At 47.6% G+C, this 18,490-nt stretch carries 10 protein-coding genes and 1 pseudogene; 3 read left to right on the top strand and 8 right to left on the bottom strand.

What is annotated here, in order from left to right:
* Positions 1 to 94: 94 nt before the first annotated feature.
* A complete protein-coding gene (locus tag DC20_RS10040) occupies positions 95 to 676 on the bottom strand; it encodes an LOG family protein (protein WP_062543714.1) in 582 nt (193 codons plus the stop codon).
* Positions 677 to 860: 184 nt separating this feature from the next.
* On the bottom strand, positions 861 to 2,339 hold the full coding sequence (proS, locus tag DC20_RS10035; protein ID WP_062543713.1) for a proline--tRNA ligase: 1,479 nt from the start codon (positions 2,337 to 2,339) through the stop codon (positions 861 to 863).
* A gap of 203 nt (positions 2,340 to 2,542) precedes the next feature.
* Here proS and DC20_RS10030 point away from each other — a divergent pair, with 203 nt between their 5' ends.
* Entirely contained in the window at positions 2,543 to 3,628 is a 1,086-nt protein-coding gene (locus DC20_RS10030; RefSeq protein WP_062543712.1) for a Rossmann-fold NAD(P)-binding domain-containing protein, read from the top strand.
* 24 nt (positions 3,629 to 3,652) lie between these two features.
* A complete protein-coding gene (locus DC20_RS10025) occupies positions 3,653 to 5,140 on the top strand; it encodes an OmpP1/FadL family transporter (RefSeq protein WP_157593124.1) in 1,488 nt (495 codons plus the stop codon).
* Between the two features lie 157 nt (positions 5,141 to 5,297).
* Here the strand turns inward: DC20_RS10025 and DC20_RS10020 are convergent, their stop codons facing one another.
* The 5 genes from DC20_RS10020 to DC20_RS10000 form a co-directional block, all read right to left on the bottom strand.
* Entirely contained in the window at positions 5,298 to 8,846 is a 3,549-nt protein-coding gene (locus DC20_RS10020) for a DUF7619 domain-containing protein (RefSeq protein WP_169788176.1), read from the bottom strand.
* 459 nt (positions 8,847 to 9,305) lie between these two features.
* Positions 9,306 to 10,709, bottom strand: coding sequence for a dihydrolipoyl dehydrogenase (lpdA, locus tag DC20_RS10015; RefSeq protein ID WP_062543709.1), 1,404 nt, complete (start codon positions 10,707 to 10,709; stop codon positions 9,306 to 9,308).
* A gap of 28 nt (positions 10,710 to 10,737) precedes the next feature.
* The gene (locus DC20_RS10010) at positions 10,738 to 11,100 is read right to left on the bottom strand and encodes a four helix bundle protein (protein ID WP_062543708.1); all 363 of its coding nucleotides are present in this window, start codon (positions 11,098 to 11,100) and stop codon (positions 10,738 to 10,740) included.
* A gap of 38 nt (positions 11,101 to 11,138) precedes the next feature.
* Entirely contained in the window at positions 11,139 to 12,770 is a 1,632-nt protein-coding gene (gene odhB / locus DC20_RS10005) for a 2-oxoglutarate dehydrogenase complex dihydrolipoyllysine-residue succinyltransferase (RefSeq protein ID WP_062543707.1), read from the bottom strand.
* 86 nt (positions 12,771 to 12,856) lie between these two features.
* Complete coding sequence (locus DC20_RS10000) at positions 12,857 to 15,619, bottom strand: 2-oxoglutarate dehydrogenase E1 component (RefSeq protein ID WP_062543706.1); 2,763 nt, start codon at positions 15,617 to 15,619, stop codon at positions 12,857 to 12,859.
* Between the two features lie 446 nt (positions 15,620 to 16,065).
* Between DC20_RS10000 and DC20_RS09995 the strand changes: the two are divergent.
* Positions 16,066 to 16,791, top strand: a pseudogene (locus tag DC20_RS09995) (DsbA family oxidoreductase).
* Here the strand turns inward: DC20_RS09995 and DC20_RS09990 are convergent.
* On the bottom strand, positions 16,720 to 18,333 hold the full coding sequence (locus DC20_RS09990) for a hypothetical protein (RefSeq protein WP_062543705.1): 1,614 nt from the start codon (positions 18,331 to 18,333) through the stop codon (positions 16,720 to 16,722). The pseudogene DC20_RS09995 and the gene DC20_RS09990 sit on opposite strands and share 72 nt — an antisense overlap.
* Between the last annotated feature and the right edge of the window lie 157 nt (positions 18,334 to 18,490).

Raw genomic sequence — 18,490 nt, 5'->3', positions numbered from 1 at the left:
ATGGGTTTTGTCGGGCCTACAAATTCTATTTTGAGACTGGTTTTACATAAATGCAGTTAAAACAAGCCACCTCCAGAAACACGTAGCATTTACATTAGATCCTTTTAAAGTCTACCCACTTCTCGGTGATAACGGGTGAGTGATTTATAATTAGGTTAAGCAACTCTTCGCCCTGATCAGCGACGATGATGTTGTCGCGCTGCTCAGCCTTCACAAAACCTTCGCTCACGCTGTGATCCATCATCTGCAGGAATGGATTGAAATAGCCGTTCACGTTATAGAGAGCCGCTGGCTTCTGTATGATCTTAAGCTGGTTCCAGGTGACAATCTCGCAGAACTCATCAAAGGTCCCAAAGCCACCCGGCATGGCTACAAAGGCATCAGACTCCGCGGCCATCAGGGCTTTGCGCTCATGCATGGTTTGCACCACGTGCAACTCGGTGAGACCGGCGTGGGCTACCTCCATGTCCACTAAACTCTTCGGGATCACACCCACCACTTTACCGCCGCCGGCCAGGACCGCATCGGCAATGACGCCCATTAGGCCTACTTTCCCGCCGCCGTACACCAGCCTTATTCCTTTCTCCGCGAACATGGTTCCTAAGGCTTGGGCAGCTTCACGGTACACTGGATTGTGGCCGCTGCTGGCTCCGCAAAAAATGGCGATGCTTTTCATATGAGGTAGGTTAAGCGTTTATGTTTCAAAAGTACGAAAGTGTGTGCATTGCCCCTTGTGCTGGCAGACTGTTTTAACGGTACTTTTTAGAAAACAGGGTCAAAAATAAACGAGAGCCACTTCTACAGCGACTCTCGTTTCTTTTTTAATTTACTAAGCAGCCAGGCTCTTGACCTGATATAGATTAGTAAGCTCTGGCAAAGTACACCCGGCGCTTAGAAGGCTGACCCGTTACCATGTCCACGCCATCTTCCTCCGGAGAGTCTAAAGCGATGCAACGGATGGTCGCTTTGGTTTCTTCTTTAATGCGCTCTTCAGTTTCTGGTGTACCATCCCAATGCGCTAACACAAAACCTGGTTTCTCGTCTAGAATGCGCTTGAACTCATCATAAGAATCAACTTTGGTGGTATTGGCTTCTCTGAAGTCTAAGGCTCTCTGGAAGATGTTTGCCTGGATCTCGTCCAGCAACGCAGGAATCAGGTTTACTAACTCATCAAACTGCTGCGAGCTCTTCTCTTTGGTATCGCGGCGGGCTACTTCAGCGGTGCCGTTCTCCAAATCACGACCCCCAATGGCAATGCGAACCGGCACACCTTTGAGCTCCCATTCGGCAAACTTGAAGCCTGGGCGTTCGGTATCACGATCATCAAACTTCACGGAGATGCCTTTGGCTTCCAGCTGTTTTTTCAGACCTAACACCTTTTCAGAGATTTGCGCCAGTTGCTCTTCGCCTTTGTAAATAGGCACAATCACCACTTGGATAGGGGCTAATTTTGGAGGCAACACCAAGCCTTCGTCATCAGAGTGCGCCATCACTAAGGCACCCATTAAACGGGTACTTACGCCCCATGAGGTTCCCCATACGTGTTCCAGCCCGCCTTCTTTGGTGGCAAATTTCACATCAAATGCTTGTGCGAAGTTCTGACCTAAGAAGTGCGAGGTTCCGGCTTGCAGGGCTTTGCCGTCTTGCATCAAACCTTCAATGCAATAGGTGTCTAAAGCTCCGGCAAAACGCTCATTGGGAGTTTTCTTTCCGCGTACTACGGGCAGGGCCAGGAAGTTCTCAGCAAAGTCAGCGTAGACGTGGAGCATCTGCTCAGTTTCGGCAATGGCTTCCTGCGCGGTGGCGTGGGCGGTGTGCCCTTCCTGCCACAGGAACTCAGCGGTCCGCAGGAACAGGCGCGTACGCATTTCCCAGCGCACTACGTTTGCCCATTGGTTGATGAGCAAAGGCAAGTCACGGTAGCTTTGAATCCAGCCTTTGTAGGTGCTCCAGATAATGGCCTCTGAGGTAGGGCGCACAATCAATTCTTCCTCCAGCTTGGCATTGGGGTCCACGCGTAATTTACCCGGCTTGTCAGGGTCAGTTTGCAGACGGTAATGCGTTACTACGGCACATTCTTTCGCAAAGCCCTCGGCATTTTGTTCTTCGGCCTCAAACAAACTTTTAGGCACGAATAGGGGAAAATATGCGTTAGAATGTCCTGTAGCTTTGAACATGTCATCTAACACCCGTTGCATCTTTTCCCAGATGGCGTATCCGTATGGTTTTATCACCATACAACCGCGCACCGCCGAGTTCTCGGCCAGCCCGGCCCTTTTTACTAACTCATTATACCAGAGAGAATAATCCTCACTTCGTTTAGGCAACCCTTTGCTCATTTTTTGTATCTTTGATAAAGAAGAAATATATAGCGAATCTCTAATAACGCGGCATAGAATTTGCTTATTTTATTGCGCGATTCTACACCTTTTCGGCTCAAAAATACGTTAATATATCTGAATAGAAACGTTGGCGAACCGGATACTCGTGTGACTGGGCTTCGTGAATTGATCTAGCATCCATAACCAACTACTATACTCTCATGAAATATACAACGAAAAAGCTGCTTATACTGCCGCTGCTGGGTTTTCTGGCCGCTGGGTGTAGCACATCTTCCAACTTACAGACCAGTGAGACAGATGATGTGTATTTCTCTTCTACAGATAAAGTTACGTATGTAGAGCCCCCACTAGAGGAGCAGGAAATAGGCGATGCAGAGTTTTCCGGCACTGATGATGCCTCTAGGGACATCACTGACCGCGTAAGCGATCCGGAATCTTATGCAAGAAATCGCCGGAACAGCAGTACACCTTACCAGTACTCTTACTATGATGCGCCGTTCGGGAATCCGTTCTACGCTTACGCATCTCCTTTTTATTCTCCGGGCCGCTACTATTCCAGAGCCATCATGATGGACCCCTGGATGGACCCATGGTATGATCCGTTCTACGGACCAGGCATGGCAAGCATGGCCATGTATGATCCTTTCTGGCCAAGACCAGGCATGTCTATTGGCATTGGCTTAGGCTTTGGTCGTTACTACAACCCCTGGGGTTACGGTAACGGATTTGGCTATGGCTACAATCCTTACAGATTTGGTGGTGGAGGTTATGGCGGAGGTTACTATGACAACATTTATGGTGGTCGCGTAATTGCCAATAACGTGGCCTATGGCCGTCGTAATGACAGAAGCAGCAACACAGGACGCAATCCTAATATTTCCCGTGACGGACGTGGCAGCATTGCCGCCCCTGGTTCTAACAGGTCAAGCAACGCTACTGCGTTGGAGCCAGGCTACAGAACCCGTTCTTCCAGGTCAGCCACTGCCCAACCAAATGGAGATGGCACTATTCAGCCACGCCGCAGACAAGTAGGTACGCCTTCTGGAAACCAAGAGATTGGTGCCCCGGCACAGGAAAGAAGAATGCGCACCGGCAGTATAGAAAGCAGCCAACCAGTAAGACGTCAACGGTCAGAATATACGCCTGCTCCTAGCAGAACATCAGAGTCCCGTTCCCGCTCTTATGAACCAAGCCCGTCTTATGAGCCAACCCGTTCTTCTTCGTCCTCTTCTGGCAGCAGCGGTGGCGGTAGCAGTTCTGGTGGTGGCCGCAGAGGCAGAAACTAAACTATCCCCTTATCAAAAAACTACATGAAGCGATACAGCTTTCTTTTGGCCTGCCTGGCAATGCTAGGCAGTGCCGGAAAGAGCTTTGCCCAAAATGAGGTAGATGCTCTCCGTTATTCCAGAACAGAATTTGGCGGGACCGCCCGCACCATGGGTATTGGCGGGGCAAACGTAGCCCTTGGCGGCGATGCAGGTTCTTTCTCTAGTAACCCAGCTGGTCTGGGACTTTTCAGACGTAACGAAATCACCGTCTCCGCCGGAGTTAACGTGAATGAGGTAGGCAGCTCCGTTTTTGGTTCAGAAACCTCTAACAGCCGCAACAACCTACACATACCAGGTTTTTCAGCAGTGTTCACCACCCGCAAAGCCGATGATGAAGAAGGCGACTGGCGCTCTAATTCTTTTGGAATTGGGTATACAAGGCAGAACAACTTCAACCAACGCAGCTTTTACCGCGGTAGTAGTGGAGTTGAAACTATGAAGTTTGGGGAGTACGCCGCTCAACGTGCCAATGCTTTCGGCTTAACCCCCAACTCTCTGCAGGAACTAGCCTTTGAAACGTACCTTATAGATGATGTAGAAGACAATGGCTACTACACCTCCCCAAACTTGGTAGATCCTAGCACCCTTCAGGAGAACATTGAGTCAACTGGGGCGCAGAACCAATGGGACTTCGCCTTTGGGGCTAGCTACCGCGATAAGTTGTTCTTAGGTGCTTCAGTAGGTCTAACTACGCTTAGGTTCAAGCAGAGCAGAATCTACACTGAAACAGGTCCGGCTAGTGATATCACAGACCTTACCCTTCGGGATGAGTTAACGACAGAAGGCACAGGCTTAAGCTTACGGGTTGGTGCTATTTTCAAACCAAGTGATATGCTGCGCTTTGGTGTTTCTGTGCAAACCCCAACCTGGTACACCTTAACCGATCAGTTCAGCACTAATTTGAATGTAAATTTCAACAGAGCTCCTGAAGACGGTGCTTCTTTGAATCAGTCTTTTGGTACAGATCCCGGTGAATATGAATACAGCTTAAGCACACCATTCAGGGCAACAGGTGGCGCGGCAGTTTTCTTAGGTAAAAATGGGTTCATCACTGCCGATGTTGAGTATGTGGATTATACCAGCGCCCGTTTAAGTTCTGATGACTCTTTCCAGAGTGAGAACCAGTCCATCCAGAACGTGTATGACAAAGCCCTGAACTACCGTATTGGAGCTGAAGGCAGGTTTGATGTTTTCAGGGTAAGAGCTGGTTACGCTCTATATGGTGATCCGTTTAAAAATAGTGACGTAAACCAGGCCCGGTCTTATTACACCGCTGGAATTGGCATCAGACAAGCTAACTTCTTTATTGACGGAGCCTTGGTGTACAGCAAATATAATAGCGTCTACACTCCTTTTGTGAACACTGAGTTTGATGACCCTAATTCTGAGTTCTATGAGGTGTTAACCCCAACGGTAAAGAACAGCATCAAAAATACTAACTTCATTGCTACGGTAGGTTGGAATTTCTAACCCTGTTCTAAAGCTGTTTTACATAAAAGGAGCTTAAACTAATAAGAGAGGGCTCTCCCAATGAAGGAGAGCCCTCTCCTTTTATATGTGTTATAGTTGAAGACAGTTTAGTTTGAGGTGGACTAGGTATTTCAATGTGCAATGTTCTCTCCTGCCCCTATAACTTTACAAACTTCACTCTATAGACTTCCTTGCCCAATTGAACTTCTAAAAAATACATGCCCGGGACCATGGCGTTAACTGGCAACTGCTGCTCCATAATAGTATGTTCCTTCTTAAAAGCATAACGAGCGACCTGCCTTCCTAACTGATCCCTTACAAGAACTTTCACTTCACCTGTAGCATTGGCTGCAAACTTAACCACTAACTCTTCCTGCACTGGGTTAGGGTTCAAGGTAAGAGCAGATGCCAGCAAGTGGATATCATGTTCCAGGTTCTCACTTGTTGACTCGCAACCAGAAGTAAGGGTCTTTACTTTGTACTGACCACTGTTCTTAACCAATAAGCGCTGGTTTGTTTCTCCATTCATGACTTTTTCTTGGAAGAACCATTGGTAAGTATCTGCGGAAGGCGCGATCAAGGTATCTCCGGTTACTGTCACAAGCACTTGTTTTGGATGTATTTTCACTTCAACTGCCTGTGCCGGACTTTCGCAGCCGTTTACGGTTTGAGTAGCATAGAAAGTAGTGGTAGCTGAAACAGACGTAGTGAACGAGTTCCCGGCAAATAGCCTTAGCTGCTTACCAGCATCCTGATACCAGACTATATTGCTTCCGGTAGCCACCAAAGGCTGCAGGGAATCACCTTCACACTGCAAGGGCAGGGCTGCAACCTGTGGTGCGTCTGGAATCTGGTTTCGGGTAATTTTCACCTGGCTCCTGGAGACCTTTTCACATAACGCAATAGTCCACTCCAAAAAGGTTTCGCCGTAACCAATGTTCTGAACCGCCGAGGTAGGGTTAGCAGGATCAACAATGGTGGCTCGGCCACTGATCAGTTTCCAAAAGCCATTGCCTTTGTCAGGCGCATTTGCCTGCAGTATTGTCTGGCTTTCTTCACATAGAGATATAGGATTACCGGCTTGGGCAACCGTTGGGTTCTCTTTTCCGCAGTCGTACACCACCACCGGCACTGGTGAAATCAGAATCGTATCGCCAATTATGTTCACCACCTCGTTGGTGGCAATTGGGCTGTTGAAATCGAAATAGTTGTGAGCCGTATTCCTGATCACAGTTCCTTTTGGGTTATCTGCTTTTTGAGCAATTGAGAACTTGATGTATCCGTGGCTTCCGGGCTCATTGGTTTTATGGTCTGGCAGATTGATGTTCTTGAAGGTGTAGGTAAGCACCGGCCTTCCTTTTCCTGTAACGGTGTAAGTGAAAGGATGAGATGCGGAGCCAATCCGAAGAGAAGAAATATCCAGGTGCTCGCTGATCGTGTCTTTGACTACCACATTGTAGGCCACATCTGTGCCGGTATTCTGAAAACGCACCAAATACTCGAGTTCATCTTCTGCCTTGATATAGTGGCGGGAGGTAATACCCTGCGGACTTACTTGTTTGTCATTGGGGTCATAACTGTCTACAATTACCATGCAGGATACGTCTACCTCCGCGTCAGCATCATCCTGAAAGAAATCATCAATAGGGGTTGGCATGGCATTCATCGGCAAATCTACCGGAATGGTAGACGGTTGAATACTGACTGCTGGCCGGCTTTGCCCCGGATGATGCGGCACCTGGTCTGCCTCCAACCGATAAGTCATGGTTTGGGCCGGTACTTCCAGACGGGCAGAAGCCCCGCGCTCCAGCTTCACTTTCCCGTGCTTTACCAAGGCAGCGTTGGCGAACACCCGGTAAGCCGTACTATCAGCCATGTCTTGGGTGCCTGCATTGGTAATGGTAAACGCGGCCATCTTCGCTTGCTTCAGGAAAGTAGCCGCTAGGGCTACACTTGCCTGATTCCACTCCTGGCCAGGTTCCGAACAAGAGTTTTTTGGGGTGATCATTGCCTTTACGCATTGACTTAGACCTCTGATAGATTCAATGCCACACACGGTAGAATCTGAAATCACAAAGCTATGGCGTTCGCCAGCTTTCAGGGTCCCAATGTCAAAAATCAACGCTGAATCCTGTCTGGCTACCCAAGGCAGGGAACTGCTGATAGGGACTACATACTCGGGATAAATGACCTTGATTTTGACGTTGTGCACATCAGCTACTCCGTCATTTATATAAGTGACCGTGGTAGAACTCTGCATGCAGCGGCGCCTGCGGTCAGCGGCAATGTCAACGGATATTGAAGTGCATTCTTTGAAAGTGTATCCGAAATTCACGTTTTTGACGTCATGCGTCAAGCTGTCTGTTGTGATCTGAGTGCTCTCCAAACATGATTTTACGACTTGTGCCTTGTAAGCAGGAGAAACTAAGGGCGTTATGTGGGTGGCTCCCAATGGGACCTTAAAAGAATAGTTTCCGTTTGCATCAGACATACTGTATAAAGAGCCCGGCTCAATTTTGATCAGTTTATTTGCAAGACCCTTCTCTGAGACGTCAAGTACACAGTTGGCATTCTGATCTACATACAATTTACCGCTGATTTTGGAGGCCTGGTCTCCTTGCAAAGTGTCTACCAACTCCCCTATGAAGATATCCCCCTGCCCTTTGCTCACTAGAAATTTGTCATTAATTGGAAGTTGGTTGTAGAATGCACCAGCTAGCACAAAAGTCTTGCTATGGGGTATATAAGAGAGCTTCGGATGCAGTTCCGTATTGGGACCTCCAAATGTATTTACTCCTAAAATGTCACCTGCTGAACTCAAATGCATCAGGAAGATATCTGAGTACCAAAGTGACTTCCCTTTAATTACTCTGTCTTTGAAAACAAGCTCTGAGTTCAAACTTCCGGCAAAATACAGCCCATCTTTTACTGGTAATAAAGAAACAGGATAGCGAGGCAACCAAAAAGGCACTGCCCACTCGGCCGTTCCATTGGCATCTAATTTCAGTAAAACATTTCCTAGCGAATTATTATAAGTAACACCATCTATGGTTACTTCCTTACTGTCAGAATTAGTATTATTTACTGCAAAAAGATAGAAAGAATTGTCAGCAGCTAGCGCCACATTAGCTCCTCCATTGATCCTAACAGGATAACTCCTGGCCCAGAGCACCTCTCCCTCAGGGCTCCTTTTCACCAATAACCTATCATATACAGGGCCGTAATCATCTGCAGGAGTCCTGTTTGTAAAAGTGTTTTGACCAATGGTTACCGTGTTCTTAAATCCTCCGGCGGTGATGACATTGTCTTGATTATCCACGAACACCTGACCATAAAGCATGTTGGTTTCCAAGGATGTCTTAACCCACACTACTGTTCCATCTGGGCTGAACTTGGCTAGAAAGTCTGTGTATTTATTTTCGCTGGTGCCATTAAAATCAAACGTTAAATGGTCCATATTAGCTCCATCAAACGAACCCACCACGTAAGCGTTTCCGTGGCTATCTGTGGCTACACTTTGCCCAGTGAAATCCCTAAAAAGTGTTTTAGATTTGTATTTCTTTTCCCATAGCAAATTACCGTCTGTATCAAGCTTTTCTAAGACAAATTGCCCATAATGCACAGAACCGGTCACAAACACTGACCCGTTAACATCAATGGTAAAGTCGTCATAAGAACCTGTCAGGTCTTTTGGACATTCTCGCACCCATAGCAGTCTATTATCTTTACTAAACTTGGCAACAAAACCATTAATTATTTTCCTCTTCAGACTTCCAAAATCAATTTCTTGACCTTGGTATTCGTTCGTACTTCCTGAACTTGGTATACCGATAGTACCCAATACATACCTGTTTTCGTCCTTATCATGAAGGACTTTGGCAATACGATCATCGTACTTTCCACCAAAAGATATAATATTCTCTTTTAGCTGTGCTTTTGTAAAAAGAGGAAAAAAATAGAAGACAAAGAAAAGGGCTAACAGTAGAAAATGTTTCATGCAAGGCATTTTACTTCAAAGGCAGAAATTACAAATTTATCTACACCTTACAACCCACATACTTTATCTCCTATCAATTTTATCATGTTACTACAAGTATTTACAGACAGAAGCCCAGCTATTGTACAATAGCTGGGCTTCTGTCTGTAAATACTTGGCGAATAAATGTTAAATATGAATCGCTCTGTTCTCTGTGGCAGCTAAACAAGCTTCTTTCATGGCCTCAGTATACGTTGGGTGGGCATGGCTCATACGGGCGATGTCCTCCGCGGAAGCCCGGAACTCCATGGCTACTACGGCTTCAGCAATCATGTCAGCGGCGCGTGGCCCTATCATGTGCACACCAAGGATTTCATCTGTTTTCGCGTCGGCTAATACCTTCACGAAACCATCTGTGTCCATAGACGCTTTGGCACGGCCTGAAGCTTTGAACGGGAATGAACCAGCTTTGTACGCAACTCCATTTGCTTTCAGTTGCTCCTCTGTAAAACCTACGCCTGCTGCTTCTGGCCAAGTGTATACTACCCCTGGGATCAGGTTGTAATTGATATGTGGTTTCTGCCCCGCCATGATCTCGGCTACCAATACGCCTTCTTCCTCAGCTTTATGGGCCAACATGGCACCACGTACTACGTCGCCAATGGCGTAGATGCCGGGCACGTTAGTTTGCAGATGATCATCAACGGCAATAATGCCGCGCTCACCGAGCTGCACTCCTGCGTTCTCTAAACCTAAGCCTTCGGTGAATGGTTTACGACCTACAGATACTAAACAATAATCGCCTTCAAACGTTACCGTTTGGCCTTTAGGAGACTCAGCGGTTACGACTACGCCTTCACCCTGTACTTCTGCACCTGTTACTTTGTGCCCGAAGAAGAACTCAAAGCCAAGTGTCTTTTTCAACACACGCTGTAGTTCTTTCCCAAGGGAACGGTCCATGGTAGGGATGATAGCATCGGTGTATTCCACCACAGTTACTTTCGCGCCTAAACGGGCGTAAACAGAACCCAACTCCAGACCAATTACGCCTCCGCCAATCACAATCATGTGCTTAGGCACTTCTTTCAAGGTCAAGGCCTCAGTAGAAGTGATGATGCGGTTTTTATCAACTGGTAAGAATGGCAGGTTGATGGGCTTAGAACCAGTCGCGATGATGGCCTTGTCCGTATCAATCTGCTGCTCAGCGCCATCTTGGCCTGTAATCTTGATGGTGTTTTTGTTCACGAAGGAACCAAGGCCGTTATACACGTCTACCTTGTTCTTCTTCATGAGGTAAGCAATACCATCATTGTTAGATTTGATCACGTCACTTTTGCGGGCAATCATCTGCTCCAGGTTCACCCGCAGGTTCTCCAACTCAATGCCGTGCGTCTTGAACGTGTGCGCGGCATTATGGAAGTGCTCAGATGAATCCAGCAACGCTTTAGATGGAATACAGCCCACGTTCAGGCAAGTACCACCCAACACTGAATATTTCTCAATAATGGCGGTTTTCAAACCCAACTGCGCACAACGGATAGCTGCCACGTAGCCTCCAGGACCTGAACCGATTACCGTTACATCGTATTTCATGAATTAATTAGAAATTAGAAATTAGAAATTATGAGTTTGACTTCATGGTTATGAGGATCTTGCTGATGATCTTTCTTATCTCCAGGCAATCTTCATGTATGGAATCAAACGCATTTTCAGGAATGTACTGGCTGTCTTTCAGCAAGCGCAGCCAGTACGAAGTTTCCCGTGCCTCTTTTGCGGCAATATTTAATTTATGAACGAAATCAGCTTTAGAACTTGCGGCTATGGCTTCCTCTACATTTGCACCAATGGAAGTACCACTCCTAAGAAGCTGCTTCGCCAGCACAAACTCTCTCTGCTCCAGGGTCAGGTACTTGTAAAGTTTAATCACCCGAAGCGCAAAAGCATAGCTCTTGTCAACAATGATATTCTCTTTCTCCTCCCCCACAATTTCTAATTTCTAATTTCTAATTCATAATTGAGTTGTTAGACTCCCAGAAGCAATCTCATTGGATCTTCCAGCAATTCTTTCACGCGCACCAGGAAGCTTACTGACTCACGGCCGTCAATGATGCGGTGGTCATAGGAAAGAGCCAGGTACATCATTGGTCTGATCTCCACCTGGTTGTTGATAGCCACTGGACGGCTCACAATGTTGTGCATACCCAGAATAGCAGATTGCGGCGCGTTGATGATTGGGGTTGACATCATGGAACCGAACACACCACCATTGGTGATGGTAAAGGTACCACCGGTCATCTCGTCAATACCCAACTTACTCTCGCGGGCACGCTTGGCAAGACGCACTACTTCTTTCTCAATACCATCTAAGCTCAAACCTTCAGCGTTGCGGATCACCGGCACCACCAAACCTTTAGGAGCTGACACCGCAATAGATACGTCGCAGAAATCATTGTACACGATCTCGGTTCCGTCAATCTGGGCGTTAACCGCAGGCCACTCTTGCAAAGCCACTGTACAAGCCTTCACGAAGAACGACATGAAGCCTAAACCTACCTCGTGCTTTTCTTTGAACTTGTCTTTGTATTTGGCTCTGATGTCCATGATCGGCTTCATGTCTACCTCATTGAAGGTAGTCAACATGGCCGTTTCATTTTTCACCGCTACTAAACGACGTGCTACGGTTTTACGCAAGCTGGTCATTTTCTCACGACGGCTGTTGCGGGAACCTGGAGCAGCCGGAGCCGGAGCAGCAGCTTCTTTGGAGGCTGGGGCGGCAGCTGGCTGCGGTGCCGGAGCAGCCGGACGAGCCTGGGCGTTTTGGGCATCTTCTTTGGTAATGCGTCCATCTCTGCCGGTACCGTTTACATCACCCGCGCTGATGCCTCTCTCAGAAAGGATTTTACCTGCAGCCGGAGACGGCGTACCGCTGGCATACGTAGTAGCACCTGTTGAGGCAGCAGAAGCAGCTTGTGTTGGTTGCGCACCCTGAGCATTTAACTGAGGAGCCGGAGCTGTAGAAACACCAGAACCAGCACCTACTTCAATACGGCAGATGGTAGCACCAATTTCTACGGTGTCGCCTTCCTGGGCTACAATCCTAAGCACACCAGCTGCTTCGGCAGGCAGTTCAAACGTAGCTTTGTCAGACTCCAGTTCGCAAAGAACCTCGTCCATTGAAACCTGGTCACCATCGGCTTTCAGCCACTTAGAAATAGTTACCTCAGAGATAGACTCTCCTACCGTCGGGATTTTCACATCCAACGTTTGGCCGGCTCCACCACCTTGCGGCTGGTTAGGAATGCCTTGGCTTGGGGTATGCTCTGCAGCCACGGTGCTCTGCGGATCAGTCACAGACTTAGCCTCTGTAATGCCGTGCTGGCTGGCAGCGGTTGTTGGCTGAGGGGCTGAAGTTCCCTGGGCAGCACCATCAATTGTACAGATTACTTCACCAATGGCAAGGGTATCGCCTTCCTGGGCTTTGATTCTTAGAATACCGGCAGCTTCGGCGGGTAACTCAAACGTTGCTTTATCAGATTCCAGTTCGCAGATGACCTCATCCATGGCAACCTGATCGCCGTCTTGTTTCAACCATTTCGCAATGGTTACTTCTGTGATGGATTCCCCAACCACCGGTACTTTTACTTCTAAGCTCATATTTTTCTTTTGGCTTAAGATGATACATAAGTCTGCTTAGGGCCTGTTTTCTGTAAAACAAGCCCTAAGCAGCTCTTTGTCTTATGTTAGATGCTGAATGCTTTTTCAACTACGGCACGCTGCTCTTTCTGGTGAATTTTGTTGTAACCAGTAGCAGGCGATGAACTTGGCTTACGGGAAACCACGTCATCAATGCCTTTGCGCATTACGCTTAGAATGTACGTCCAGGCACCCATGTTGTACGGTTCTTCCTGTACCCAGAAGATTTGTGCATTAGGATATTTGCTCAACTCACGTTCTAACTGTACTTGCGGGAACGGATGCAGCTGCTCCATCCGGATGATGGCTACATCTTTGCGGTTAGTTTTCTGCTGTTCCTCTAACAAGTCATAGTACACTTTACCAGTACACAGCAACACTTTGGTTACAGCTTTTGCCTCGGCAAAGGTATCGCCAATCACTTCCTGGAAAGAACCTTGCATGAAATCCTCCAGCGGCGACATCACGTTCTGGTGACGCAGCATAGACTTAGGCGACATGTGAATACAAGGTTTCCGGAACGGCGTAGCCAACTGGCGACGCAGCATGTGGAAGAAGTTTGCCGGTGTAGTACACTGGGTCACGTACATGTTGTACTCCGCAGCCAACTGCAGGAAGCGCTCAGGACGAGCATTAGAGTGCTCCGGCCCCTGGCCTTCATAGCCGTGTGGCAACAACATGACCACGCCGTTCATCCGCTGCCACTTAGATTCAGTAGATGAGATGAACTGGTCAATCATTACCTGAGAGCCGTTGGCGAAATCACCGAACTGCGCTTCCCAAAGCACCAAGGCATTCGGGTTCGCCATGGCATACCCGAACTCAAAGCCCAGTACGCCATACTCAGATAATAAAGAGTTATAGATCTGCAGTTTCTGCTGACCTTCCTGAATGTGGTTCAGGTTAGTGTAAGCAGCGCTGGTATTAGCATCATGCAACACCGCATGACGGTGCGAGAAAGTACCCCGCTGCACGTCCTGCCCACTCATACGCACAATCTTATTCTCTAATAAAAGTGACCCATAGGCCAACAATTCAGCCGATGCCCAGTTCAAAGAACGGCTTCCGAAGAACATGTCCTGGCGCTCTTTGGTCAGTTTCTCAATTTGCTTCAGTGGCTTGAAGTTTTCAGGCAACGTAGTCAACGCCTTGCCTACTTTCTCAATCGCCTCGGCAGAGATACCAGTTTCTGGTGATTGGTTGAAGTCTTCTGGTTTAGAACGACGAAGCTCTTGCCATTCTTTCTCCAGCACCTGGTAGTTGTAAGGCAATGGCTTTTGCTTCACCATGTCCAGACGGTCCTGCAGCATCTGACGGAACTCTTTGTCCATCTCTTCAGCTACTTTCGCGTCCAGCTCACCACGACGGATCAAATCCTTGTTGTATACCTCTCTTGGGTTGTCATGCTTAGAGATAAGGTTGTACAACTGTGGCTGCGTGAATTTAGGCTCATCTGCCTCATTGTGACCATGGCGGCGGTAGCACACCATGTCAATAAAGATATCATTGTGGAAACGCTGACGGTACTCAGTTGCTAAACGTACGGCAAACACCACCGCTTCCGGATCGTCCCCGTTTACGTGTAATACCGGAGCGTCAATGATCTTGGCTAGGTCAGTGCTGTAGATAGAAGAACGGGCGTCTTCAAAGTCAGTAGTGAAACCAACCTGGTTGTTGATCACGAAGTGGATGGTACCACCAGTGCTGTAACCTTCCAACTTTGCCATCTGGGTTACCTCGTAACCAATACCTTGTCCGGCCACAGCCGCATCGCCGTGGATGAGGATAGGAAGAATCTTGTTGGTGTCACGGCCATACATGGAGTCCAGCTTGGCACGCACGAAACCTTCTACCACTGGGTTCACCGCTTCTAAGTGCGAAGGGTTAGGCGCCAGCTTCAAGTTCACTTTTCCGCCAGACGGGGTGTTTACTTCGCTGGAGAAGCCCATGTGGTATTTCACGTCACCATCACCCATGGTTAAATCCGGCACGGCAGTTCCCTCAAATTCAGAGAAGATCTGCTCATAGGTTTTGCCCATGATATTAGCCAGCACGTTCAAACGGCCGCGGTGCGCCATCCCAATTACCACTTCCTCCACGCCCAGTTCAGAGCCTTTGTCTATGATGGCATCTAACGCCGGAATAGTGGTTTCGCCACCTTCCAGAGAGAAACGCTTCTGACCTAAGAATTTGGTGTGCAGGAAGTTTTCAAACACCACTGCCTCATTCAACTTAGACAGGATGCGTTTTTTATATTCTACCGAAGGGTTGAAAGCAACTGACTCTTTCTCAGCTTTTTCTTTAAACCAAGCTAAAACCTCTGGGTCCCGGATGTACATGAACTCGAAACCGATGGTTCCTTCAAATACTTTCTTAAGGGTAGCCAGAATATCACGCAACGTAGCGGCACCTAAGCCCAGCTCAGATCCGCTCTGGAATTTAGTATCTAAATCAGCCTCAGACAGACCGAAGTCCTTCAGGTCTAACAAGGCTTTCCGGTCTTTGCGCGGACGAACCGGGTTCGTGTTAGAGCGCAAGTGACCACGTGAACGGTAAGCGTAAATTAAATTACGCACCTGGATTTCTTTCTCTATTTCACCTGCAGGTACGTTACCAGCGGCTGCACCTGTGGTTGGCGCGGCAGTAGTTGCTGCTTGACCATTTCCATTTGGATATGTTTGAGAAAAATCAAATCCTTCAAAAAATTTCTGCCAGCCAAAGTCCACTGAGGCGGGGTCTTGTTGATACTGCTTGTACAGTTCATCAATATAGGCTCCGTGCGCGTTGGCTATATATGAGTATCTATCCATAAAAATTACTAGTACTTACCTATTGATCTGCAAATTATGAAATCATATCCAATACTTATACCCTGAAATTCGCATAAGCAAATATTCAATTCCCATTATCAAATTAGTAGTGGCTCTTTAGAATAACTGCTTACTTTCATCAAAGTCATGTAGGGAATACGATAAAAATTTAGCTTTTGGCGAAATTATAGATAAATAGATAAGAGACAAACCTTTATCAAAACTGAGTAATATATTACTCAGTTTTCTTCATTTCCAGCCAATATTCAATTTTTAACGCTTGCCTAAACCTCATTCTTATATTGTCACTAGCCCCAAATCATCTTTAATTTTTTTCAAGTCCAATGAAAATTGAAGCCCTAAGATAGTTAGGCCTAAAATGTTTTCTGGTTAATGAGCATCTTTCAGGTATTAGGGAGAGTAAAAGAAAAATAAACACCTGAAGTATGCCTACTATAACTGTCTATTCAGATTACGTGTGCCCCTACTGCTTTCTGGCAGAAGAAGAGATATTAAAAGCCCAGAGGATATTAGGGAAAGAGATAGAGGTGGAGTAGATGCCCTTTGAGTTAAGACCTGAACCCACCCCCACCCTCAGGCCAGAAGAGAGTTACCTTCAAACCACCTGGCAGCAGTCAGTGTACCCCATAGCCGAACAGATGGGTGTGAAAATTCAATTGCCTACCGTCTCCCCTCAGCCGTACACGCATCTGGCTTTTGAAGGCTATCAGTTCGCGAAAGAACAGGGTAAAGGGAATGCCTATACGCACCGCATGTTTACTGCCTTCTTTCAGGAAAGCCAGGACATTGGAGACGTGGAAGTGTTAACAAAGTTGGCAACAGAGGTGGGCCTAGAGGCAGACGCTTTTAGAGAAGCACTCGTGTCACGGAAGTACAAAACAGCACATGAAGCTGCGCTTAAGCATGCGTTTGAAGAAAAGAAAATAACGGCTGTCCCTACTATGGTGATAGGAGAACATACCATTAGGGGCATGCTACGCGCTGAAGATTTGGTACGGGTCCTAAAAACACTAGAAGAAGCCTATAGTACGTTTAAAGGGTATTTACAGGAAAATACCACAGAAACAGAAAAGCACTTTCTAACGCTGTCGTACCCGTACAAAAGAAGGCACTTGCTGGATTGTTTCAGAAAGCTTGGTTTCAGTGCCTGACCCGGCTTGCACCTGCACACCCTGGGCATCGTCTATGACCACCGTTTTCTTTCGCCAACCTTCCAAAGAGGACTTATCACTTACCTGGTCTTTGCCTACTCCCCCATAAATGCGCACAAAGCTCCCTTTAGAGGCAGTGCCCCTTACTTCAAAGATATCGTCACCTTTTAAGCCGTACAGGTTTATGTTTTCGGTTTCCACTGCAAAGAAAGTGCGGCTGTACACCTTTTCTCCATTGACGTTTCCCTTCTTAAGCTTGTAGACTTCTACCACTGTCCTGCCTTGCGAGAGCCGCTGCACCACAAACCGTTCTGGTTCATCTGAACCCACTACGGCAACTTCCTTGGCTAGTATTTTATAATAATCTTCTGCGGTCTGCACCAGCAAGCGTCGGCGGCTCCTTAACTTCTGAAATGTTTCTTCTCCTATTAATTTATACACCGGCGGAGGCATTCGCTTTACAGCCGCTCGCAACACTGAGTCAGACAAATCAAATTGCATCTCACGCGCAAAACGCCTAAAGTCTACCAAAGACACCTCAGACAAAGCCCGGGCATCCAGGAAAGCGGCATTAATGGTCAACCCGAACACATCTTTAAACGAAGGGTGAAAGGACTCAAATTTTCGGGCCGCGAATTTACGGGTAGCCAACCAAGGGATGAGTCCGTCATCATAAAGGCAGAGCGCCTGGTCCCGGTCTTTGGGAACCGGTTTGTACCAATACTCATTTTCCTGCGCGTACACGGCCCAATCCCATTGCCCTTCATGACGGTCCCAATCACTGATCAGAAGGTCCAGCAGACGCGCCCTCGCGAAGGCCCATTGGTCTATGCGGTGGCGGCTAGACTGAAAGCGGCGCTTCAGCATTTCTTCAGAAGAAACCAGATCAGTGGCAGCCCCAAATTTCTTGGTTAAGGAAGTCTTGGTGGTGAATTTCTCCTCCATCAGGAAAAGCTTGCTCCCGAAAAGATTAGAGTATTCCTTAAAGTCTTGGTCTGCCGGCAAGACAAACACCAACTCAGGGGAGGGATGAAAGACACCGGCAGCTTCGGCCAGGGGAGCTACCACCAGAGCCGCATACGGATTGGTAGCTGAAATCTGATCCCGCACAAAGGAGCCCACGAAAGTTTTACGCCAGAAGGGAGGCAACACGCTTATAGGGTCTTTGTCTAAAGACCGCAAGGCAAAACGGCGGCCAGAAGAGTCAACAAGGGTAAGGCTGGTGGTTTGCATGCCGCCGCCAAGTTTCTCAATAGATAGCCCGCCCTGTGCTTTGTCCATGTCAAAGACTTTGGCTTTCACGGGTACGGCCCACACGTCACGGTAATGCCCGCCCAGGAAGAACTCGCCCAACTTGCTAATCTGATAATGGCTGCCGGCACTCACCAAAACGCTGTCTTGCGGATCTTTCAAAAGGCTGGAGTCACCAATGAAGGTAGGCGAAGAAGTACTCTGGTCTGTAGCTTTGCCGGGGAAAAAGATCTTCACCAGTCCATACAGGAACAGTGCCCCCACCAGTGCCAGTAAAATCCTTTTCTTCATGAACGCATTTTAACTAGAGTTCAGCTTTACCCCAAAATGGCGCGAAAGGTTCAGACAGATTGGTGCCTTCCTTTTAGATTCTCTTTACGGAAAACCGCCGGAAAACATATATCTTTAACCTCAATGAGCATGGCTTAACCTTGCCGTTAGCCCTTGC

The sequence above is a fragment of the Rufibacter tibetensis genome (genome assembly GCF_001310085.1).
Lineage (GTDB): Bacteria > Bacteroidota > Bacteroidia > Cytophagales > Hymenobacteraceae > Nibribacter > Nibribacter tibetensis.
The sequence above is the reverse complement of the archived record's forward strand: the minus strand, read 5'-3'. Positions and strand labels throughout refer to the sequence as shown.